The following is a 20,689-nucleotide window of genomic DNA, read 5'->3' as shown; positions in this document are numbered from 1 at the left end:
CTTAACCGCGTGGAGTCGCAACACTGGCGAGCTTGGGCGCGGTTTTTTCCGGCGCCACTTGCTCAAGGTTGCTGGCTTCAAGCGCTTGTCGTTGTTGGGCCAAGGCGGCGAGGGTTTCTTTGCTGGCCATCGGAATGGTTTCCGGGGTGACCGGTGCACCGGGGCGCGCGCGCTGCAGGCCCTTGACGATAATGGTGTCGTCCTTGTTCAGGCCGTTGCGCACGATGCGTAACCCTTCGATCTTTGGCCCCAGTTCCACTGCGCGGTAGGCCGGCTTGTCGCCTTCCATCACCAGCACGAACTTCTTGCCCAGGTCGGTGCCGACCGCTTCGTCGTTGATCAGCACGGCGGAGTAGGTGCCGCTGCCTACCAGCTTCAAGCGCGCATACAGGCCAGGGGTGTATTCGCCTTTGCTGTTATCGAACACCGCGCGCCCACGAATGGTGCCGGTGGCCGGGTTGACCTGGTTGTCGATGAAGTTCATCTGGCCCAGGTGCGGGTTGCCGGCTTCATTGGACAGGCCCAGGTACACCGGGGTGGTTGCGCCGCGACGGCCCTGGCGCGCCAGTTCGGTGTATTTGAGGTACACGCGTTCGTCGGCGTCGAAGTAGGCATAGACCTTATCGGTGGAGACCACGCTGGTCAGCGCGGTGACGTCGGCGGTGACCAGGTTGCCGGCGGTGATTTCGGCACGGCTGACGCGGCCGCTGATCGGCGAGGTCACGCGGGTAAAACTCAGGTTCAGCTTGGCCAGGTCCAACTGCGCCTGGATCCCGGCGACGGCGGCGCGGGCTTCCTGGGCGGCGGTGGTGCGCGAGTCGGCGAGTTCGGCGGAGATCGCATTGCTCTGGCGCAGGCGCTCGCCACGCTGGGCTTCGTTTTCGCTGCGGGTGGCGGCGGCCTTGGTTTGTTGCAGTTGCGCTTCAAGGCGGCGCACTTCGGCTTGGAATGGGCGTGGGTCGATCTGGAACAGCAGGTCGCCTTTCTTGACCAAAGCGCCTTCGGTGAAAGCGACTTGGTCAATCTGGCCAGACACCCGTGGACGAATCTGTACGGTTTCCGGCGCTTCGAGACGGCCGGTGAATTCGTCCCACTCGTTGACCGGTTGCTCCAGCACCTTGGCGACGCTGACTTTCGGCGCCGGCATGGCGGCCGCTTGTTCCGGGGTTTTGCCGCACGCGCTCATCACCACCATGGCCAAAATCGCCAGGGGCACGCGCAAAGGTTTGAGTGACTGTTCCATAGGGTGCATCCGCCAATGTATTTGAGATGGGCGGATCATGCGCGGGGACGCGGTATGTCACGAATCGAATGAAGCAAAGGTAACTATCATTCGGAATGATATAAGCGCCGATTAAGCCCTCTAGCATGGGGCTTTCGTTAGGGAGCTATCAATGCCCTTGATGGCAAGAGTGTTTTGCGTGGCGTGCAAGGAAGCGATTTCTCAACTCGCACTGTCGGCGGTTAGCCGCGCTGCGATACGTTCCATCAACAGGCTGACCCGGCGCGGCTGGGCCCGACTGGCCGGGTAGACGATGTTCAAAGCGGTACGCCCGAGGTCGTAGTCCTTGAACAGCTCCACCAGCCGTCCGGCGTGCAGGTCGTCGCGCACGTCCCACACCGATTTCAAGCACAAGCCATGGCCGTCCAGGCACCACTGGCGCACCAGCGCACCGTCGTTCGCCACACGCCGGCCGCGTACCAGAATGCGCTGGGTATGCCCGTGCTGGCTGAAGGTCCACTCCCGCGCCAGATTGATGCCGAAGCGCATTACCAGGCATTCATGTTCGGCCAGGTCAGCAGGCTGCAACGGCGTGCCGTGGCGTTTCAGGTAAGCGGGGGCGGCGCACACCACGCGGCGGTTCTCGCCCAAGGGTTTGGCGTGCAAGCTGCTGTCGACCAGGGCGCCGTAGCGCACGGCGAAATCGATACCCTGGCCGACCGGGTCGACATAACCGTCGCTGAGGTGCAGGTCGATGCTGACCTGCGGATGCTCCTCCATGAATTGCTCCAGGATCGGTTCGAGGTACTGACGCCCCAGATCCTGCGGCGCACTCAAGCGAATCAACCCGGAAACCGTCTGGGTACCCAGGCGAATGCTGCTGTGCAACGCCTCGGCCTGATCCAGCAGGCGCCGCGCGCCTTCAGCCAACACGCGCCCTTCGTCGGTCAGGTGAATAGCGCGGGTGGTGCGGTTGAGCAGGCTGGCGCCGTAGAAGCTCTCCAATTGCGCCAGCCGTTCGGACACCGAGGCCGGTGACAACCCCAACTCGCGCCCGGCGGCGGACAGCCCACCTTTCTCGATGATCAACAAAAACAGCTCAAGATTTTTCAGCGGCATTGTTCGGAGTTTCCGAAAGGGGTTTTTGAAAATGGCTCAATTATCAAAATAATCCAAAAGTCTTAGGGTTGCATCGTGCTTATCCAACGGAGTCATGCGATGTCATTGATCAACACGCAACGGCGTACCTTTCTCGCCCAGGCCAGCGCAGGCGCAGCGGTGCTGGCGGCGGGTTCGATACTCAACCCGGCCGGCGCCGCAGCCGCGCCAACGGGCCAGGCAACTCGCGCCACGACGGCGTCCAGTCAGCGCAGCGGACGGTTCTGGCCCGGCGACACGCGGCTGGTGGTGTCGATTTCCATGCAGTTCGAAGCGGGTGGGCAGCCGCTAAAGGGCACCGACAGCCCGTTCCCCAAGGTGGATTTCCCCGACAGCGTGCCGGCGGATGTGGCCACCAACACCTGGTTTGCTTACGGCTACCGCGAGGGCATCCCGCGCATGCTTGACCTGTGGGACCGGCACGGCGTGAAGGTCACCAGCCACATGATCGGCGACGCGGTGCAGCGTCACCCTGAGTTGGCCCGCGAGATCGTCGCCCGTGGCCACGAAGCGGCGGGCCACGGCCCGCGCTGGAGTTCCCAGTTCGCCATGAGCCGCGATCAGGAGCGCACCTTTTTGCGCCAGGCCGCAAGCATGCTACAGGCGGTCACCGGCCAGGCCGTCACGGGCTACAACTGCAACTGGCTGCGGCGCGGCCCCAACACCTTGTCGCTGCTGCAAGAGCTGGGCTACGTCTACCACATCGATGACGTGAGCCGCGATGAGCCCTTTATCGAGCAGGTCAACGGCAAGGATTTCGTGGTGGTGCCCTACACCCTGCGCAATAACGACATTGTGCTGATTGAAGGCCGCAACTATTCGCCGTCCCAGTTCCTGGAGCAGGTCAAGCTGGACTTCGATCAACTCTACGAAGAGGCCGGCACCCGGCGCCGCATGATGTCCATCAGCGCCCACGACCGCATCAGCGGTACGCCGCAAATGGTCAAGGTGTGGGATGAATTCCTGCGCTACGCCAACCGCCATCCCGGCGTTGCTTTTATGCGCAAGGACGCGATTGCTCAATACACCCTCAATAGCCCGCAGAGCCTTCGGGAAACCGAGACGATCTAAGGCGCCAACCCCTTCATTCAAGGACATAACCGATGAAACCTTTTGCCCGTTCGCGTTGCGCCATCGCCGTTACCGCGTTGCTACTCTCGGGAGCGGCTGCGGCTGCCACGACCGAGTTGGTCGAACCCTCTGTGTTGGTGGTGGATAAGAGCCTTACGCCGAAGCAACAGGCGATGATGGAAACCGTCGCGCGCCGTTACGACACCTTCTGGCACACCGGTGAGGAACGCCTGGCACGCGAGGCGTTGGCGGATAACTTTGTCGACAAAACACCCCCCGAGGGGCGCAAACAGGGCCCGGAAGGTCCGCTGCTGGCGTCGCGGGCCTTCCGCGCGGCGGTGCCGGACCTGAGTTGCGCAATCGAACAACTGATCATCGCCGGCGACCGCGCGGTGGTACATCTGCATTTTCGCGGGCACTTCACCGGCACTTTTGGGCAGCGCCAGGGCAGTGGCCAGGCGGTGGATTTTATTGCCACCGATATCTATCAGATCGACAACGGCAAAATCGCCGCTAACTGGCATATCGAAGATAACCTGACCTTGATGAAGCAGTTGGGCGCGCTCTAGCGCTGGGCGGGATCGACGCGGATATACGTGCGGAATACGTGATCCCATAACGGTGAAGAGACCCCGAAGTTCTTCTCGATGCCCTGTCGGTGGTGCAGGTCGTGATTGGCCACCAGCCCGGGCATCCACCCATAAGCCCAATGCTGCGGGCGGTGCATTACGTAATGCACTGAGATATAGAAAAAGTAGCCGGTCACCGCGCCGATAAACACCGAGACCAGGCCGGTGTACCAGGCCAACAGCAAGACTGCGGCAAAGGTCGAGCTGGTTTTCCAACTCGACACGCCGATATAGGCCAGCACATCCACATGGTGGGTCCAGTGTTCGCGCCGGTACAGCGAGTGAAACAGGAAACGGTGCGCTGAATACTCCACCAGTGTCCAGGCCAGCAGGCCCACGAGGGCGAGCCCTGGCTCGAACGGCGCCAGGCATAACGCAAAGATCACGAAAGCGGGAACGGTGAAAAAATCGAGGTAGTACGCGAGCGAAGACATCAACCATTTATTCGAAACGGCCATGTGCGGAATATCCCTGTAGTGCGCGATGGAAAGACAAGCGATGGGGGCGTGGGGCTACCACGCGCGCCATCATGCAGGTGCGCTGGCGCTAAGTCACCATGGCTCCCGCGTATATCGGCGGCATTTGTGGGGTGTGACACATCCACACAATGGCGCCGCCGCCGCTGCTCAAAAATCCAGCGTCACGCCGCTGTACACCGCACGTCCGTCACCGGGGGAGTGCAAAGCGGCGCGGGCACCGTCCGGGTCGTACCAGGCGTACTCGTAGTATCGATTGGTAAGGTTTTTGAGCTGCAGGTCGATACTCACGGACTCGCTCACTCGGTAGGTGGCACCCAGGTTCATCAATACATAGCCGCCGTAGGTGCCCTGGGTGTTTTCCCGTTCCAGATAGTAGTGGGTCTGACCGTTCATCCACGCGCTCAACTGCAAGGCCGGGGTGGCCTGGTAGCTGACGCCGGCGTTGTACAGGTGATGGGGGACGTGGTCGATTTCCCGGCCCTTGCTATTGGGCAAGGTGGCACTGGGTTTGAGAATTTTGGAGTACTGCCAGGCGTAGGTCAGCCACATTTCGGTGCGGTCGTTCGGGTGCAGATTCAGCTGCGCGTCATAGCCCCAGCGTCGGGTTTCGCCGACATTGTCCGACTCACCGCTGGGGTCGTTCAAACGGCGGCTGACTTCGCCGCTGGCTTCCTGTTGCCAATAGGCAATACGCCCGTCCATCCAGGCGGTGGGGGTGAACTTGATGCCGGTTTCCCAACCGTCGTTGATGGACGGCGCCAGGTCGCTGTCCCGTGGCGGGATCTTATACGCCGCCGCCCCGGTGCCCACCTGGAAGGTGCGACCCCAGTTGGCGTACAGGCTGGCGACTGACCAGGGCGAGTAGACCACGCTGAGCTTGGGCTGCTTGATCAACCCATAGTCATTGATGGCGTAGTCCAGGCCGGTCATTTCGTTAGTGAAGCTGCCGCGGATTTTGTCGACGCGATACGCCGGGATGATTTTCAGCGATTCGAACGGCTTGATCTCGGCCTGCAGGTAAGCGCCATAGGTGTCGAAGTCGAACTGCTGGTCGCGGGTCTGGGCCAGGCGCGCGCGGTCCCGGGTGCGATAACGCTCGCTGGTGTTGCGTTGCTGTTGGAAGTCGCTGCCGCCTTCAAGGGCGAAGTCATACAGCCAGCTGACATCGGGCCGCCAGGTCAGCGAGGTGAGGGCGCCGTACTGGGTTTCGTAGGCGTCGCGTTCCTGTTGGGGGCTGGTGCGCCAGTATTGGGTCCAGCGGCGGTCGTCGAAGGTGTTGAGGTAGGTTTTCGCCGACCAGGCCAGGGTTTCGCTCAGCTCCGTATCCAGATGCACGCTCAGTTGATTCATGCGCCGCGTACCTTTGTCGCTGGCGTTGTAGGGGTTGGTCATGGACGGGTGATGGTGCGCGTCCTGTTCGCTCAAATAGCCGGGCTCCTGGGCCTCGGTTTCATAGTGACGGGCGATCAGGCCGAGGCGGTAGCGGTCGTCGTCCGGGGTGTAGAACCACTTGCCGGACAGCGAAAACTTGTCCGCCTTGGCGTGATCGCGAAAGCCGTCGGTTTTCTGGTAAGCGAAGAAATAGTTCTGGGTCCAGTTGCTGCCCTCGATGCCTTTGGCCAGTTGGGTTTCCTGGGTGTTGTAGCTGCCGTAGCGCAGACGCGCCTTGGTGTAGTCACCGCCGGTGCGGGTGAACATATTGACGTTGCCGGCAATGTTGTTCAGGCCATAGCGCGCATCGCTGGTGCCGCGCACCACTTCGATACTGTCCAGTTCCAGGGGGAAAATCATGTCCATAAACGGCATGTTGCCGTCGTTGCTGTTGCTGGGGATGCCGTCGATCAGCAGCTTGACCGCATTGACTTCGCCTTCGCCGTTGAAGCCGCGAAAGGAGATTTTCCCCGAGGTGGTGCCTTGGTTGAACGGCGTCAGCAGCACCCCCGGGGCGCGGTTGAACAGTTCCCAGCTGTAGTTGACCGGCATTTTTTCAAGTATGTCGCCACCCAGGATATCCACCGAACTGAGCACGCTGCTGGTGCTCAGGGGACCGCTGGCAACGCTGTCGCCTTGCACGGTAACGGTGCCCAGGGTCAGGGCTGAGGTTTCGCTGGCATCGGCCAGCGGGTTGAAGGCGAACAGGCCGATGCAGAGCAATGGCCAGGACGGGCGCGGTAAAGCCCTGCGTTTGGCGCGCAGCAGCATGAATGGAGCAGGCATAGGGCAAGCTTCCTGATAACCGGAAAATTCTCAAAGACGTGGAGCCGCGCGCGCAGGCGCGACTGAGTACAGGGAGTAGGACGGCGATCAGGCGACAGGGGAGGCGCGCGGGCTCAGGCTCGGCCAGCGCACCCTGGGGTGCAGCGAAGGTAACAGCGGCGCGTCGAAGGCGATATCCGGCGCGAAGCGTGGCAGGTAGTGGCGGTAGTAGTCCGACGGCAACGCGGCCAGGCCCGCGTGCCCGCAGCAGCAGTCGGCGTGGTGCATGGGGCTGGTCGCGGGGCCAGACTTGAGCGGAGCGAGCAGTTTGTCGATGCCGGACGGCAAGGTGTTCGCGGTGCCGCCGGAGCAGAATCCGCCCCACAGCATCAGGCGCATGTCCGGCGGCTGCATGGCGCGACTCAGCGGCATGGCCAGCAGGTTCAGCAGCAAGGCCAGGCAGGCGATCCAGGGGCTGAGGCGTCGGAACGTGGCCATCACAGCAGTCGCACAAAGGGGGCGGATATTTAGCCGCAGTCTGGCGACGAAGTAAAAGCGCTTCGCCGTGCCATTTTGCCGCATGGGCTCGCGCGCCAGAAAACCGCAGCGTTACTGATAAAGGTCAAGGTGTCCCCGCTGGGAACGCGCACCCTTGGACTATCACTCACCCACTGGCCGCGTGCCGAGGTGCTTTATGTCTGCGTCCGCCCGTTTACTGTTGATCGCCCCCCAAACCATGACGCGCACACCTGCGTTCGAGCGTGCCGCGGCGCTGGCGAAGGCAATGCAATTACCGCTGCATATCGTCGCGTTCGATTACCTGCAGGCCTTGGCCTTTGCCGGGCTGTTCGCTCCCGAGCAGGTTCGCCAGGCGCGCGAAGGCTATCTGCACACCCATCGCCAATGGCTGGCAGCCCAGGCGCAGGCGCTGAGTGAACAGGGCCTGACAGTCACCAGCGAAGTGGTGTGGGTGCAGCATCCCTATGAAGAGATCCTGCATTTCGTCAAAGAGCTGTCGCTGGCGTTGATTATCAAAGACGCCGAGGACGATTCCGGGCTGAAGCGGGTGTTCTTCACCCCGCTGGATTGGCAATTGCTGCGCGACTGCCCGGCGCCGGTGCATTTGGTCACCGGGGATGCGCGACCACGACCTCGCCAAGTCTTGGCAATTGTCGACGTGCTGCGCAGTGAAGAACAGGACACCGTGTTCAACGACCAGATTATCGCCGCTGCGCGAAAACTGGCGACCGAATGTGCGGCCACCCTTGAACTGGTGCATGTGTATGACTGGACAGCCGCCTATGCCATGGACATGGGCGTTGGTGTACTGCCCCTGGCCACCGGGATCTACGAAGCACTGGGTTCGGCCCAGGAGGAAGCGTTCGCGGCCTTGGCCGAACGCCACGGTGTGCCGCCGCAACATCGCCACTTCCTGGAAGGCACCCCCGTACCGCGCATCTGTGAATTCGCCGAGGCCCATCGCACCGATGTGATTGTGATGGGCACCGTGCAGCATGGCGGCCTGGACAAACTGCTGGGCACCACCGCCGAATTGCTCTTGCAGCGGGCGCCGTGCAGCGTGTTGGCGATCAAACCGGGCAAAACGTTGTAGCGCAGCGCAGGTGGGTTCAGAACGTCGGTGGACGATGACAACCGGCAACGAGCTGCGTGAGCCCGCACAGATCGTGGACCTCGACATTGCGGCTGTTGATCGTGACGAGCCGCGAGTCGCGCAGGTGGGCGATGCTGCGGCACACGGTTTCCAGGCGCAGACCCAGGTAGGAGCCGATCTCCTCGCGGCGCATCTTCAACACGAAGCGTGTGCCGGAATAACCGCGCGCACTCAGGCGTTGCGACAAGTTCAGCAAAAAAGCGGCCAGACGTTCGTCGGCATTCATGTTGCCCAACAGCATGAGCATGCTGTGGTCGCGCACGATTTCCCGGCTCAACAACCGATTGAGGTTGTGCTGCAGGGAGGGCAGGGTTTGTGCGAGCTTTTCCAACTGCGCGAAGTGCATGGGGCAGACTTCGCTGTCTTCGAGGGCGACGGCACTGCATGCGTGTTCGTCGGCGCTGATGGCGTCCAGGCCCAGCATCTCTCCAGGGATCTGGAAACCGGTAACCTGCTCACGGCCGTCCACTGAAACAATACTGGTCTTGAATGAGCCGATGCGGATCGCGTAAAGCGAGCGCAAGGGGTCGCCGGCGCGGTACAAGGCCGTGCCTTTTTTGACTCTGAAGCGTTGCACGATGAGCTCGTCCAGGCGATCGACTTCCTGGCTGGAGAGGCTGATCGGCAGGCACAGCTCAACGACGCTGCATTGGGAGCAGGCTGACTTGAGGTGCTGAACGCTGATGGGCTGAGTATCCGGCAAGTGGCGTGCCTCCCCAATGATCACCGATCAAGTCTAGGTACTGCGTCATGCCTTACCAGCCTATTGCTGTCATTCCTGAGATAAACCGACGAGCGGAAAAGAAGTCCGGCCGAATGGATTGAGGAGAAGCTATCGGCGAATTCGCTCGAGTGGCTGGGTTAACTCCTATGCACCCGTCCAGTCAGTTCGGTGGGTTTACTTGATAAAAATCAGCACCTGCGCGAACGAGCACTCGATACTGAGGTTGGCGCTTTGCCGGATACACCTGTTCAACGGCAGAGCGAGCCCACCACACGCACTGCTCAGGTCTTGGTTTGCCGGAGTATGGGATGCTCACGCTTAGTCGAGTTCTGTTGCTTGCATCGACCGACACGGCCCACACACCTGCCTTTTTACGCGCCCATTCGCTGGCCCATGCCACCCATGCCACGTTGCAGATCCTGAGGTTGGAGGGTGTTGACGCGTTCAAGCATGACGTGGGCAGCGCCGCAGATGCGGCGCGGGTCGTTGAATATGTGAACTGCTTCCAAGCCGATCTGGTACTTACCGACTGCCTGTATGTGCCCGCACTGGACCGTGCGTTTCATCGCCCGTTGGATAGCTGGCTGCTGCGCAGGGGTTCGGCGCCGTTGTATCTGGTCACCCAGGCCACGCCACCTAAACCTCTGAAGGTGCTGGCGAGTGTCGACCTGTCCCATCTCGAAGACATGACCTGGGGCCTGAACGAACGCATCCTCGAATTGGCCCAGGCCGTGGCGGCGCCATGTGGTGCTGCGTTGCACCTGTGCAATGTCAGCGGTTGGACCGTTCTGGGCGACAGTCCCATGAGCGTACCGACCCGTAGCCTGGACACGCACTTCAAAAAAGCCGTGCGGGACGCCCAGCACGAAGCGCTGGAAGGGCTGACCGAGCGTTACGGCATCGAGCGTGAGCGTCAACATGACCTCAACGGTGTGCCGCACCAGGAGATCACTCGGTTCGCCCGTTGCAATGCTTTCGACACACTGGTACTGGGCGCGGCGGCGCTCGGCACCGACGGTGTGCTGGGCTCCACCGCCGAACGCGTGCTTAACCGTACGCCGTGCAACCTGCTGTTGGTCCAACCGCCGTCACGGTGCCGCTGATCGAGCCTGTAACCGTGCAAAAAAAAAGCCCCTTGGCGAGAGATCGGCAAGGGGCACCGTGGCTAAACCTCAGTTGTTTTTGATCGGCACCACTTTATCGGCCTTCATGGCTTCGGCTTTTTTCGGCAACGAAATGCTCAGCACGCCTTTGCTGAAGCGTGCGTCGATCTTGTCGGCGTCGATCCCTTTGGGCAGGTTGAACGCCCGTTCGAAGGCGCCGTAGTGACGTTCGCTGAGGTGGTAGCCTTGGGTTTTTTCTTCCTTGACCGCCTGCTTTTCACCCCGGATGATCAGGCTGCCGTTGGACAGTTTGATCTCGATGTCCTTCTGATCCATGCCGGGCAGTTCGGCGGTGATTTCGTAGCTTTTGTCTTTCTCGGTGATATCCACGGCAGGCGTGCCGTGACCGATCAGCTCGCGGCGCCAGAACGGTTCGACATCGAACAGCCCGCGCCCAAAGGGGGACGGCATGGGGCTACGGTTGAAGTCGTCGAACAAGTGGTCCACCTGCTGGCGCAGTTTCTCCAGCGGGCGCCAAAGGTCGGCGGACAACGGATGCTGGGTGCCTTTCTTTTCGGTAGTTACCGGCATTTTCTTCGCGGAATTGCTCATTGCGGTACTCCTCTTCGAATGAACGGTAAGCGGCGGGCAACCTGCCCACGGCTTACCAAGACAGAACACAAGCGGCTATAAGCTCAGCGCTCCGGACCACAGCATCCAGCCCGCATACGCAGCGGCCGCCCAGATGATGATCAGCAGCCCGGTTTCGGGGCCGTTGAGCGGTTGGCCTTGGCGCGCTTTCATAGTGCCCAGGTAGATCAACGAACCCGGGGCGTACAGCAACGCGCTGAGCAACATGTACTTGGGCCCGGCCGCGTACAGCAGCCACAGGCAATACAGCGTGGCCACGGCCGCGATGGCCATGTCGCGCAGTTGCAGGGCGCGGTGCCCGGCATAGGTCTGGCCTTGCCAGGCCATCTTCAGGGCATACAGACCACTGAACAGATACGGCAGCAGGATCATCGAGGTGGCCAGGGAAATCAGCGCCAGGTAACTCGCGCTTGAGTAGAGCGTCAGTAGCAGGAACAGCTGGATGCAACCGTTGGTGATCCACAACGCATGGGCTGGCACGCCTTGGTTGTTTTCCACCGCCAGCGCACCCGGCATGACCTTTTCCTTGGCTGGGGTGAAGATCGATTCCGCTGCCAGCAGCGTCCAGGCGAGCAGGGCGCCACCCACCGAAATAATCAAACCGACACTGATCAGCACCGCGCCCCAGGGCCCAGCCGCAGCCTCAAGCACACCGGCCATCGATGGGTTTTTCAGGGTCGCCAACTCAGGCTGCTTCAGAACGCCCAGCGACAGCAGCGACACGGCAATCAACAGAACCAGAGTGATCAGAAACCCCAAGACCGTGGCGCGACCGACATTCGCTCGCTCCGCCGCGCGGGCAGAGAACACGTTGGCCCCCTCAATGCCAATAAACACCCACACCGTGACCAGCATGGTGCTCTTGACTTGGTCGAGGGTACTGCCCAGCGCTGGCGCGCCCCAGAAATCGACACTGAATGTCTCGCGCTGAAAGGCGGCGATCACCAGGCCGATAAACAGCAGCAACGGCACAATCTTGGCCACCGTTGTCAGCGCATTGGCCCGCGCGGCGGTGCGCATGCCGCGCAGGATCATCCAATGCAAGGCCCACAGCACTACCGAGGCGCCAAGGATCGCCGCTTTATTATTGCCTTCGCCGAACAACGGGAAGAAGTAGCTCAGCGCAGCGAACAGAATCACCAGATAACTAACGTTACCGATCCAGGCACTGATCCAGTAGCCCCACGCGGAATTGAAGCTCAGGTATTCACCGCCCAGTGCGCGGGCGTAGGCGAACACGCCATTGTCCAGCGCCGGTTGGCGGTTGGATAACGTCTGGTAGACCAGCGCCAATGACAGCATGCCGATGCCAGTAATCAGCCAACCAATCAGAATCGCCGCGGCCCCGGCACTGGCGGCCATGTTCTGCGGCAAGCTGAATATGCCGCTGCCGATCATTGACCCGACCACCAGAGCGATCAACAGGCTCAGGGATAAGCGCTTTGGCTCGACCTTTTGCAAAGCCCCCGCAAGCGGTTGTGGGGCAGTCGTCGGCGCGATGGGTTGAGTGTCTTGCAGGTGCGTAGCCATGGAAGCCTCCACAAAAACCAACGTTTCTGCAGCCATCGAGGGCGATGGCGCGACTGCTGGCTCTAATGTGTGAGTGAATGACCAGGGCCTGCTTGATATATATCAAGAACAACGCAAACGCAGATTGAGCTACCGCTGTGGACGTGCCTGGGGAAGGGTGTAGATCACTGATCTGTCAGGTTTTTTCATTCGGGGTTTGTTTCATAAAGCCGCCACTCGACCTTGCATCGACGCGCTCGGGTCTATATATTCCGAACCCTGCTGCACCGCGCTACCGCCCGAATGGCGAAACTGGTAGACGCATGGGACTTAAAATCCCCCGCTCGTAAGGGCGTGCCGGTTCGATTCCGGCTTCGGGCACCATCTTACATTCCACTGAGAGCTTTCGAGTTCCGTGGAAGCCTTGAAAAACCTGCCTTCTGGCGGGTTTTTTAGTTTTTGCATTCTGTCGGTTGCTGGTCCGGTTTGCTGAAATCAAGCCGTTTTAGGGGTGATGTTAGGGGTAGTAATTGGTTCGATTAAGGAGAGTACCCTTATGTCGCGCACAACTGCTCCGCTTACTGATTCTGCCTGCCGCTTAGCCAAGCCTAGGGGGCGTCCCTACAAGCTGCTCGACGGTGACGGTCTGTACTTGCTTGTCCAGCCCAATGGCCGTAAAGACTGGCGCCTCAGGTATGTAAAGCCAGATAACCGGGAAGGGCTGACCTCCCTCGGTAGCTAGCCCGTAATTGGACTAGCTGATGCGCGCAGATGGCATAGACCCTGTAGAACACAAACGCAAAGCCAAAACCAAAACCAAAACCGAAGGAGAGCTGACCCGGCTGACGCTTATGTTGTCGTTACGTGTGTTTGTTCGATCCAGTGAATTGCGTTTCTCCCGCCGGTGCGAGTTCGACCTCAAACGCGGGTTGTGGGAGATCCCGGATACGCGACCCGAGCTTCAGGACGTACGCCACTAAACACGGGGAACGAAAATGGCGGGGGACGTAAACTTCGTTCCTTTGTCACCGCAAGTTGTGGCATTGCTTGAGCAGATTCACACCCTTACCGGCACGTTCGACCTGGTTTCTGCGGGCGATGCGAAACCCTGGATGAGATTGCAAGGTGTGTTTAAAAATCCGGGGCGATTCACACAGCCAGTTCGAGCGCCCAACAGCCCACGGTCAATCCGGTTCTCAGCCCAGTTGTTGTCAATGTGGACGGCGCTGTTATCGAGTTAGAAGGACAGTCCTGCCCAGGGTTTTAAGTTACAATCGAACGCCCCGCTGATAGCCCAACCTTCGGGCACAGCGTCACGCTGGGCGATTATCCAGGCATACAACCTATCCATTACCGGCACGGCTTTTTCTTGGCGGACAATAGGCTCGAACGAGCCGGCAACATGGGACTATGTATGCGTTTTCGGTTCGCTCGGCTGGGATCTACAAACTGCAAGATTACTGATCGGAAAAAAGACCAATGCTAGGGAAAGTCAGCAGTAAACGTCTTGTCTGGGTTACGGGCGCACTTTGCGCGGCCCTTCTGTCCGGGTGCGCTACGTCACGCTACGACGGCAGGCACGCACCGGACCCGAGTAAGGCGATCATCATGGGTTCGATTGGTGAGAGCTTTCCGATGATGCAGCCCCATGGGCTGGTGGTTGAAATCGACCAACAGGGAGCACCCGGTACCGCAATACGGTTGACGACGCTGGGCAATGAAGATGATCAGCCATCACCCTCTTTGTTGGGCCATTACTTCATGTATGAAGTGCCGCCTGGCGAGTATGAGTACACGCAGTGGCATTACGTGTATTACTCAGGAAAATCGATGCCGCGCCCTGTGCCTGCGGTTTTCTCGGTGAAGGCCGGGGAAACTCTCTATATCGGCGATCTGCGCGCCGATGCCCTGCGCTTTTGCCTGTCCAACGTGAACAACGCCGAGGACACGGTGCAGGCGCTCAAGCGTAAGTACCCGATGCTCAAGGACCGCAACATCGTGAATCTGACGCCGAAGAGCGGTTTTGCGCCTTGGCCGAGTTCTGATGCCACTGACTTCGGTAAAGGGCTGTGCAAGATCTGAATTCGGTAGCGGTGACAGTCATCCAACCCGACGGCCGTTGATCCAAGTTCAAGGAGTTCCATGCTATGAAGCGCTGTACGCTACTCTGGGTCGGCCTGTTCGCAGCCCTGGCCTCACTGACCGGCTGCATCAGCGGTCCGGACCTCAAAGGTCAACCGTTCTTCACATCACCGGCTGAACCCCGTGCGGATGAGGCCACGGTGTACTTCTATCGCACCTCGGCCAGCATCGGTAGCGGCGTGGCCCCGACCATTGAGGTCGATGGCCGCGCCATCGGCAGCTTGCCTTCCGGTAGTTTTTTCAAGGCCGGTATTCCTGCCGGCAAGCACAGCGTCACCTCCACCTCGCCACCCATCATCAGCGGTATGGTTAACCAGCGTTTCGATATCACCGTCGAAAATGGAAAGGTGTATTACATCGCCGATCAACTTAGCACCTCTGACTACACAGATGGGCAGACCTTGGGTGAAGTCGACGGCCGTCGTTTCAGTGGAACAATGTTTTACTCGCGCTACGCGCTTGTGCCTGGCGAGGAAGCGTTGCGTTCCATCAAGTGGTGCCAGGAGTTGCCGGCACCTGCACCGTAACCACGCGTAACTCATGCCCGGCCTGGCCACCACAAGCCCAGCCATCAACGTTGGGCTAACCCAGGATGAGAGCGAGTAGGCAAACCAGTATGGTTATTGCGGGGTGACGTGAGTAGTCGAAGGGCAGAGCGCGATGAGAAAGCCCTGTGATCCGTTCCAGACTGTCCAGTAATAGTGCTAACGTCTGCGCTGCAATCCCTCGAGACGGCCAGATGAATCATCAAAAATCCGCTAGCGCCACAGCAACCAATGCTGGCGGGCTCAGGGCTGCCCACCCGCCTATTTGGTATTACGGCCCCGAAATACCAATTATCGGAAACAACGGTATGGGTGTTTTTGGCTTCTCTCTTGCGCTACTTCTGCTTTTACCGGGCTACGGACTAGCGATGTACCTTTTTTCAGGGCAGGACGTCATTCATGGTGTGCAGCCTAACCACGGCGAGAGCCTCACGGCGTCATCCTTCATTCTGTTAATACTGGTCAGTGCAGTGTTCATTGGTGCGTTCTTTGCCTGGGTTGTCTCTGAGCCTCAAGTGCAGGCATTCACGTTCGACGAATACCAGCAGCTGCTGACCCTCACCATAACTCGTCGTTGTCGAAGCCCCTTTCAAGTACACGTACCGTTTAGCGAGATCATCTCCATCCGCCCTTATGTGATGACATCGTCTGCTCATGATGGACACTTTCGCGTCGCGTATCGCGGAGCGAAGGGCAAGTTTTTTGAGCATTGTGTAGGGGACGGTACTTCTCTGGAAAATATTGAGTTTCATGGTGCGTGGTTGCGTGGAATGTTAGGAGAGCGAATGTGCGAGTTGATAGATCTCGACAAATGAAAGCAGCCTAAACCAGTCTGATATACCAGCACTACTGGTCGGCCCCATCAGGTTTTCGTTAGTCATACGGCATTCCTTGCCGGGCCATGTCCGGCGGTGGAGTAGATTGATTTGAACTGCCGATCCCTCCAGGTGCCGAAACAGCCACCACCCGAGGACGTAGCGATGACTGAAGAAAAGAAGAAAGAGCCCGAGCAGGAAACCCCGGCGCACTCCACCGAGGAAGAGCGCGAACGCTTGAAGGACTTCAACAAGGACGGAATTCCGCCTGGTTCAAGCTGAATATCAAGCCGCGCGCGCTTGGCATTGCTCCGTGCAACACGGGTCATTGGCCCGTGCCAGCGCTGCCATCGGCGGCGGGCCAATGCGACTGCCGCACATGTGCACCTGCTGAGTCTTGGTGAACGGCTTGCCGTCGGCGCCGTGGCTGATGAAGTAGTCGGCCGGGAAGCCATCGGCCTTGTGCGGCTCGGACGGCTTTAGCATCCGCAGGCAGATGTCGACGATCACGTAGGGTGTGCCCTTCACCATCACGGTGCCCATGGCCAAGCGGTCCTTGGTGGCATAGGCTGGAGATGTCTACGGCGCTGGGGGTAATCCAAATCGCTCCTTGCAGTGCAAGCAAAACCCCACGCTAAGTATCGTGTGTGTTTGGGCAGATACCGTTCTCCAGGGCAATAGCAATTTGGCGTTGATTGAGTATTACGGATTACAGGCATGGAGCCGAATCAAGGAGTGATACAGATTCACTAAGCACGGTCGAGCCCCGAGCTTTTTGTTTCCATTCTCCTGAACTGATAAGATTCAGCCCCCCTCGAATGGACTCGTTTTAATGCGCACATCCCTGATGCCGCTGGCCTTCTTGGCCATTTTCACCAGCATTTCCTTGCCCGCCCACGCTGAAACGCAAAATGACCGAGACATCCACTGCGCTGCCTACTACGAATTGCTTTCAGTAGCGGGTGACCAGCCCGATATAAGCCGCAAGCAGTCCTCAAGAGCCTTCTATGCACTGCTGGTGCATGCTGGCGATACCCCGAAAGCTCAGGATGACGTTGCGCAAAAATTGGTGGACTTGCGCAAAGAGATACCCGGGCCGATGACGCCAGCTGGCACTGCCAAGCTACGTGAAAAATATGACGCCGAATGCAGAGTCCTTCTGAAGGCCGCCTGGTGCGAAGCCTACAAAGATCCGGGTGCTTGTGGTGCGTAATGCCTTGGCGGGTAGCAGCATAGGCACCTGCCATCGAGCCCGGCGAAGTGCTGGGATATTGTTAAAGGTGCCCATCACTCTGTTAGGGTGACACTCACTGATCGCAATGGAAGCTTCAACAATGAATTCATGGACGCCCCTGGCGATCGCCATATTGGCGCTAGTCGGTACTCAGGCAGTGGCTGCAGAAAACGCCAACCCTATCGATAAAGGGCTGATGATTACCACATTCCTACCTACCATCTTGATTGACGGAATAACTTCGCTGACGACCGAGCCGCCCAAGACATTCAAAGCGGCCAAGACCGATGCCTTAGCCTTCATCGGTTCCGACGGCGAAATACGCGGCGCTCAGTTTGAACAAGCATCCCGGTACTACCGCTCGACGCACAACACGCCACTTATGTCGGACATGCAGCTCGCCCAGGCTATCGCGACTTCATTCTGAAGCTGATCTTCAAACGCGTCGCGGCGCTAGACCTTTGGTTTCCAGGATGAGATTTTCATCTGTTATGCAATGCTCCTCCTTTCTTGTGGTCTCTACCCTGACTCCGCAAAAGGACAGGCTCCATGTCGATACGCGCTACTTTCTGCCTGCTGACCCTTCCGCTGTTCGCAGGCTGCCAGTATTTCCCACACACCGATTACTTCACTGCACCCGAACACGAGTCCAACCCCGCCTGGATACGCATCGTCAACTTCACTCAGCATGCCGATCTGTATCAATACCAAGACGGTAAACGTTCCGGCGGAGTAATTCGCAGTGGGCCGCTTCCGTTCATCCAGACGCGGGATGAGGGGATGCCCAAAGCAGGGCAAAACCTCACGTCGGACTACTACGAAACTCAGATCCGACCAGGCATCGAAACGCACGTTGGAATGCTCTGGGAGGGAGGGCGTACGCAGTCCTGCTACGTCACGGCGAAGTTCACGCCCCAAGCTGGGCGCTTTTACCAGTTCAGGCTGACATCAGGTTCGACGGGCACTTGCACCATGTACCCGTCGCTGATCGAGCGCGACAAGGACGGCGACGGGTGGCATCTCACTCCAAATACACAAGTGACGTACAAGGGCGAAGGGCCGACGGCCAAAACTCATTACAACAACAGCCGCTTTGAGAATCCCGATTACCATCCACCTGCGGATCACTATCCCGGCGTGGATGTTTTATAAGAATATCGACGAGTACAAACTTATGTCTGCCAACACGAACACTGGGAGTCGGTCTTTGGGTGTCCGAAAGTATTGGCTGAACCGCGGCGAACGAGCATCAGAGGATCTGTTCGCATGGTCGGCTTTTGTCGCGCAAACCGAGTTCCTGTGGCAAGACATTGCTTTGGTCCAAGACGCTGTCGCTTGGCAGCGCCTTTGGTTCGAACTGGAGATAATCAACGGGCTTGCGTTGGCGCACTGGGATGAGCAGGGAAGACCCGATGACTGGTCATGCTGCTGGAACAAAAACTATCGACACGAAGCGGCCGCCTTGGCGTCTGAACTGATAGCACTGCTGTGCGTTGCAGATCCATCTGCTCCCTGACTCGCGACTCATCGAGCGACCTCGGAAGGTCTGACCACCCAACCGGCTTCGCAGGCACCTCCAATCGGATGCGCTTGCCCGCCCATGTTGCCGCCATGGTCGGCATCATCAATTGCGCATTTCCGGGTCCCGGTAGAACGCGAACTTGGAGGTGTGACCGATGCCTGGGTTGAAGCAGTTGCATGGGTCCAAGTTCACGTAGTGATTACGCAACGCTGGTTTGGCGTTATACAGATGGCCTACGTTGTGCTCGGCCGGGTATTCGGCGCCCCGGCGATCCAGCAGTTTCCACATTTTATGTTCGATGGCCATGCAGTCGTTCCCCTTTTTCACGATGTAGTCCTGGTGGAAGACATGGCAAAGGAAATGGCCGTAGTAGAGCTTGAGAATGATCGCTTCTTCGATCTCTGCCGGCAGCTGTTCGAACCAGCTACGTTCATTGCGTGGCAGGGCGATGTCCAGCGCCAGAATGTTCTCCACGGATCGGGTATGTACGGCGCGGTAGCGATTGGCTGCACCTGCAGCTGCGAAGCGATGCAGAAAGGCTTTTTCGCCTTCTTCCGGCGTGCACTCGAAGAAACTCCCGCGAGTCTTGGAGAAATAGCCCTTGAGGAAAGCTCGCGCCTCATCTGCGCCCTCGGCGGTTACTTTCAATAGGAGGTGATGCTCATATTTCTTATGGAAGTCCATCATCCGTGCCGGTAGATGACGCGGAAAGAGATGACTGGCCGCTTGCATGATGCGATCCGTCAAATGCGACGGTAGGAAAGGAATGCGATCGAAGAGCGCGTCGAACCGGGCCTTGAGTGCGAACAGCCCCGGCAGTCGCGCCGTACCGAGGTAATGGATCATCAGGAACGTATCCTTGCCGTACTTCTCGGCGATCTCAAAGGCGTCGCGGTGCAGGTATTCACCTGAAATGGGCAGGTGCTTGAACTTGGCCAGTACGGCCCTGCGAACGTCGGTCAGTTCCTCAGTCTTGTTGGTGCCGATGTAAAAGACCTGCGGGTTCTTTTCGATCGGAAAGGTGTCCAGGCGCACAGCGAATACCATGACTTTTCCGGCCGACCCTGACGATTCATAGAGTCGCTGAGGATCTGCATTAAAGCGGGCCGGGGTCGGCTCATCGATCTCACGGACGTGTTCGACATAGGCATGATCGTGGCCGACGCCTGCATCATGAAGAACGTCGTCATCGGAAATTTTCCCCGCATCCAGGCTCGCGAGCACATCCTCCTCTGTTCCCTGGAAGCGGATGCCAAGGTGGTTCACCAAGTGCAGGCTGCCGGCTTCGTCAACACGCGCGAACACCGACATCTGGGTATAGGCCGGCCCGCGCTGCACCAGAGCTCCGCCTGAATTGTTGCAGATGCCACCGAACACCGAAGCGCCGATGCAGCTTGAGCCTATGACCGAATGGGGCTCACGGCCGATGGGCTGAAGCGCGCGTTCAAGCTGGTCTAGCGTCGCGCCGGGCAAGCAGACTACCTGCTTGCCACCCTCGATCAAGTAGATGGTCTTCATGCGCGAGGTGCTGACGATGACGATGTCGCGGTCGTAGTCGTCCCCATCGGGCGTCGAGCCCCCGGTCAGTCCTGTATTGGATGCTTGTGAGATCACGATGACGTTTGCCTCGACGCACGCCTTCAGCACACGCCATTGCTCGACCAGCGATCCGGGCCGTACGACGGCCAATGCCCGGCCTGTACCGAAGCGAAATCCCGTGCGGTAGCGGCGGGTCTTGCTTTCGCCGGTCAAAAGATGCTTCTTCCCGACGATTGCTGCGAGATTGGAAACGAGATGGCTATGATCGCTGCCAGGTTTAACAGAAGCGGCGGGCGCCCATTCGGGAACGGCAGACATAGATGATTCCTTGATTGAGTTCATCGGGCACATGTCACGCAGTGCCAGGACACTCCAGCCGGTGTCAGAAAGCTATTCGCTGGAGTGCATGGCCGTTATCGTAAGAACGCACACCCATTCGATCCAATACTTCGTGATTGCATCTTCAAGACGATATTCG

Annotated in this window: 20 protein-coding genes, 1 tRNA gene and 3 pseudogenes; 13 read left to right on the top strand and 11 right to left on the bottom strand. The window is 59.1% G+C overall.

Annotated elements, in window-relative coordinates:
* Window position 1 precedes the first annotated feature (1 nt).
* Entirely contained in the window at window positions 2–1,243 is a 1,242-nt protein-coding gene (gene mexE / locus K1567_RS03820; RefSeq protein ID WP_034097603.1) for a multidrug efflux RND transporter periplasmic adaptor subunit MexE, read from the bottom strand.
* Between the two features lie 201 nt (window positions 1,244–1,444).
* Complete coding sequence (locus K1567_RS03815) at window positions 1,445–2,341, bottom strand: LysR family transcriptional regulator (RefSeq protein WP_034097605.1); 897 nt, start codon at window positions 2,339–2,341, stop codon at window positions 1,445–1,447.
* A 99-nt stretch (window positions 2,342–2,440) separates the two neighbouring features.
* On the opposite strand from K1567_RS03815, the gene K1567_RS03810 reads away from it, so the two are divergent.
* Both K1567_RS03810 and K1567_RS03805 read left to right on the top strand, forming a co-directional pair.
* Window positions 2,441–3,451 carry a polysaccharide deacetylase family protein gene (locus K1567_RS03810; protein ID WP_220698155.1) on the top strand — a complete coding sequence of 337 codons (1,011 nt, stop codon included), beginning with the start codon at window positions 2,441–2,443 and terminating at the stop codon, window positions 3,449–3,451.
* 32 nt (window positions 3,452–3,483) lie between these two features.
* Complete coding sequence (locus K1567_RS03805) at window positions 3,484–4,020, top strand: ester cyclase (RefSeq protein ID WP_034097609.1); 537 nt, start codon at window positions 3,484–3,486, stop codon at window positions 4,018–4,020.
* Here the strand turns inward: K1567_RS03805 and K1567_RS03800 are convergent.
* From K1567_RS03800 to K1567_RS03790, 3 genes are all read right to left on the bottom strand, one after another.
* The gene (locus K1567_RS03800; RefSeq protein ID WP_220698154.1) at window positions 4,017–4,538 is read right to left on the bottom strand and encodes a sterol desaturase family protein; all 522 of its coding nucleotides are present in this window, start codon (window positions 4,536–4,538) and stop codon (window positions 4,017–4,019) included. The genes K1567_RS03805 and K1567_RS03800 overlap by 4 nt on opposite strands.
* A 168-nt stretch (window positions 4,539–4,706) precedes the next feature.
* Complete coding sequence (locus tag K1567_RS03795) at window positions 4,707–6,776, bottom strand: TonB-dependent receptor (protein ID WP_220698153.1); 2,070 nt, start codon at window positions 6,774–6,776, stop codon at window positions 4,707–4,709.
* Between the two features lie 87 nt (window positions 6,777–6,863).
* Window positions 6,864–7,253, bottom strand: coding sequence for a DUF2946 family protein (locus K1567_RS03790; protein WP_034097612.1), 390 nt, complete (start codon window positions 7,251–7,253; stop codon window positions 6,864–6,866).
* Window positions 7,254–7,449: 196 nt separating this feature from the next.
* On the opposite strand from K1567_RS03790, the gene K1567_RS03785 reads away from it, so the two are divergent.
* Window positions 7,450–8,367: a universal stress protein gene (locus K1567_RS03785; protein ID WP_220698152.1), complete on the top strand. Its 918-nt coding sequence runs from the start codon at window positions 7,450–7,452 to the stop codon at window positions 8,365–8,367.
* 16 nt (window positions 8,368–8,383) lie between these two features.
* Here the strand turns inward: K1567_RS03785 and fnr are convergent, their stop codons facing one another.
* A complete protein-coding gene (gene fnr, locus K1567_RS03780) occupies window positions 8,384–9,130 on the bottom strand; it encodes a fumarate/nitrate reduction transcriptional regulator Fnr (RefSeq protein ID WP_034099783.1) in 747 nt (248 codons plus the stop codon).
* A 329-nt stretch (window positions 9,131–9,459) separates the two neighbouring features.
* Here fnr and K1567_RS03775 point away from each other — a divergent pair, with 329 nt between their 5' ends.
* On the top strand, window positions 9,460–10,254 hold the full coding sequence (locus K1567_RS03775; RefSeq protein WP_034097616.1) for a universal stress protein: 795 nt from the start codon (window positions 9,460–9,462) through the stop codon (window positions 10,252–10,254).
* A gap of 69 nt (window positions 10,255–10,323) precedes the next feature.
* Here the strand turns inward: K1567_RS03775 and K1567_RS03770 are convergent, their stop codons facing one another.
* On the bottom strand, window positions 10,324–10,866 hold the full coding sequence (locus K1567_RS03770; protein ID WP_034097617.1) for an Hsp20/alpha crystallin family protein: 543 nt from the start codon (window positions 10,864–10,866) through the stop codon (window positions 10,324–10,326).
* Between the two features lie 75 nt (window positions 10,867–10,941).
* Window positions 10,942–12,435, bottom strand: coding sequence for a basic amino acid/polyamine antiporter (locus K1567_RS03765; RefSeq protein WP_034113571.1), 1,494 nt, complete (start codon window positions 12,433–12,435; stop codon window positions 10,942–10,944).
* Window positions 12,436–12,711: 276 nt separating this feature from the next.
* On the opposite strand from K1567_RS03765, the gene K1567_RS03760 reads away from it, so the two are divergent.
* Both K1567_RS03760 and K1567_RS27465 read left to right on the top strand, forming a co-directional pair.
* Window positions 12,712–12,798 (top strand) — tRNA-Leu (locus K1567_RS03760).
* A gap of 172 nt (window positions 12,799–12,970) precedes the next feature.
* Window positions 12,971–13,526: pseudogene (locus K1567_RS27465) on the top strand (integrase arm-type DNA-binding domain-containing protein); the annotation flags it as partial.
* A 42-nt stretch (window positions 13,527–13,568) separates the two neighbouring features.
* Here K1567_RS27465 and K1567_RS03755 read toward each other — a convergent pair.
* Window positions 13,569–13,792, bottom strand: a pseudogene (locus tag K1567_RS03755) (transposase); the annotation flags it as partial.
* Between the two features lie 230 nt (window positions 13,793–14,022).
* Here K1567_RS03755 and K1567_RS03750 point away from each other — a divergent pair.
* The 3 genes from K1567_RS03750 (at window position 14,023) to K1567_RS03740 (ending at window position 15,916) form a co-directional block, all read left to right on the top strand.
* Window positions 14,023–14,496 carry a hypothetical protein gene (locus tag K1567_RS03750; protein WP_232925122.1) on the top strand — a complete coding sequence of 158 codons (474 nt, stop codon included), beginning with the start codon at window positions 14,023–14,025 and terminating at the stop codon, window positions 14,494–14,496.
* A gap of 65 nt (window positions 14,497–14,561) precedes the next feature.
* Window positions 14,562–15,083, top strand: coding sequence for a DUF2846 domain-containing protein (locus tag K1567_RS03745; protein WP_034113573.1), 522 nt, complete (start codon window positions 14,562–14,564; stop codon window positions 15,081–15,083).
* A gap of 212 nt (window positions 15,084–15,295) precedes the next feature.
* Window positions 15,296–15,916, top strand: coding sequence for a hypothetical protein (locus tag K1567_RS03740; protein WP_259444984.1), 621 nt, complete (start codon window positions 15,296–15,298; stop codon window positions 15,914–15,916).
* A gap of 285 nt (window positions 15,917–16,201) precedes the next feature.
* Here K1567_RS03740 and K1567_RS03735 read toward each other — a convergent pair.
* Window positions 16,202–16,492: pseudogene (locus K1567_RS03735) on the bottom strand (DNA cytosine methyltransferase); the annotation flags it as partial.
* Window positions 16,493–16,748: 256 nt separating this feature from the next.
* On the opposite strand from K1567_RS03735, the gene K1567_RS03730 reads away from it, so the two are divergent.
* From K1567_RS03730 to K1567_RS03715, 4 genes are all read left to right on the top strand, one after another.
* Complete coding sequence (locus tag K1567_RS03730; RefSeq protein ID WP_034097626.1) at window positions 16,749–17,129, top strand: hypothetical protein; 381 nt, start codon at window positions 16,749–16,751, stop codon at window positions 17,127–17,129.
* Window positions 17,130–17,250: 121 nt separating this feature from the next.
* Window positions 17,251–17,577, top strand: a complete 327-nt coding sequence (locus K1567_RS03725) for a DUF2388 domain-containing protein (protein WP_220698151.1) — start codon at window positions 17,251–17,253, stop codon at window positions 17,575–17,577.
* Window positions 17,578–17,699: 122 nt separating this feature from the next.
* Entirely contained in the window at window positions 17,700–18,302 is a 603-nt protein-coding gene (locus tag K1567_RS03720) for a hypothetical protein (protein WP_034097629.1), read from the top strand.
* A 22-nt stretch (window positions 18,303–18,324) separates the two neighbouring features.
* Window positions 18,325–18,666 (top strand): hypothetical protein, encoded by a 342-nt coding sequence (locus K1567_RS03715; protein WP_236238698.1) that lies wholly within the window; start codon window positions 18,325–18,327, stop codon window positions 18,664–18,666.
* Between the two features lie 108 nt (window positions 18,667–18,774).
* Here K1567_RS03715 and dld read toward each other — a convergent pair whose 3' ends face one another.
* The gene (gene dld, locus K1567_RS03710) at window positions 18,775–20,529 is read right to left on the bottom strand and encodes a D-lactate dehydrogenase (protein WP_047882418.1); all 1,755 of its coding nucleotides are present in this window, start codon (window positions 20,527–20,529) and stop codon (window positions 18,775–18,777) included.
* Between the last annotated feature and the right edge of the window lie 160 nt (window positions 20,530–20,689).

It is taken from the genome of Pseudomonas sp. S5F11 (genome assembly GCF_019641515.1).
Classification (GTDB): Bacteria; Pseudomonadota; Gammaproteobacteria; order Pseudomonadales; family Pseudomonadaceae; genus Aquipseudomonas; species Aquipseudomonas rhodesiae.
Note: the sequence above shows the minus strand (reverse complement) of the source record. Positions and strands in the feature narration are given on the sequence as shown.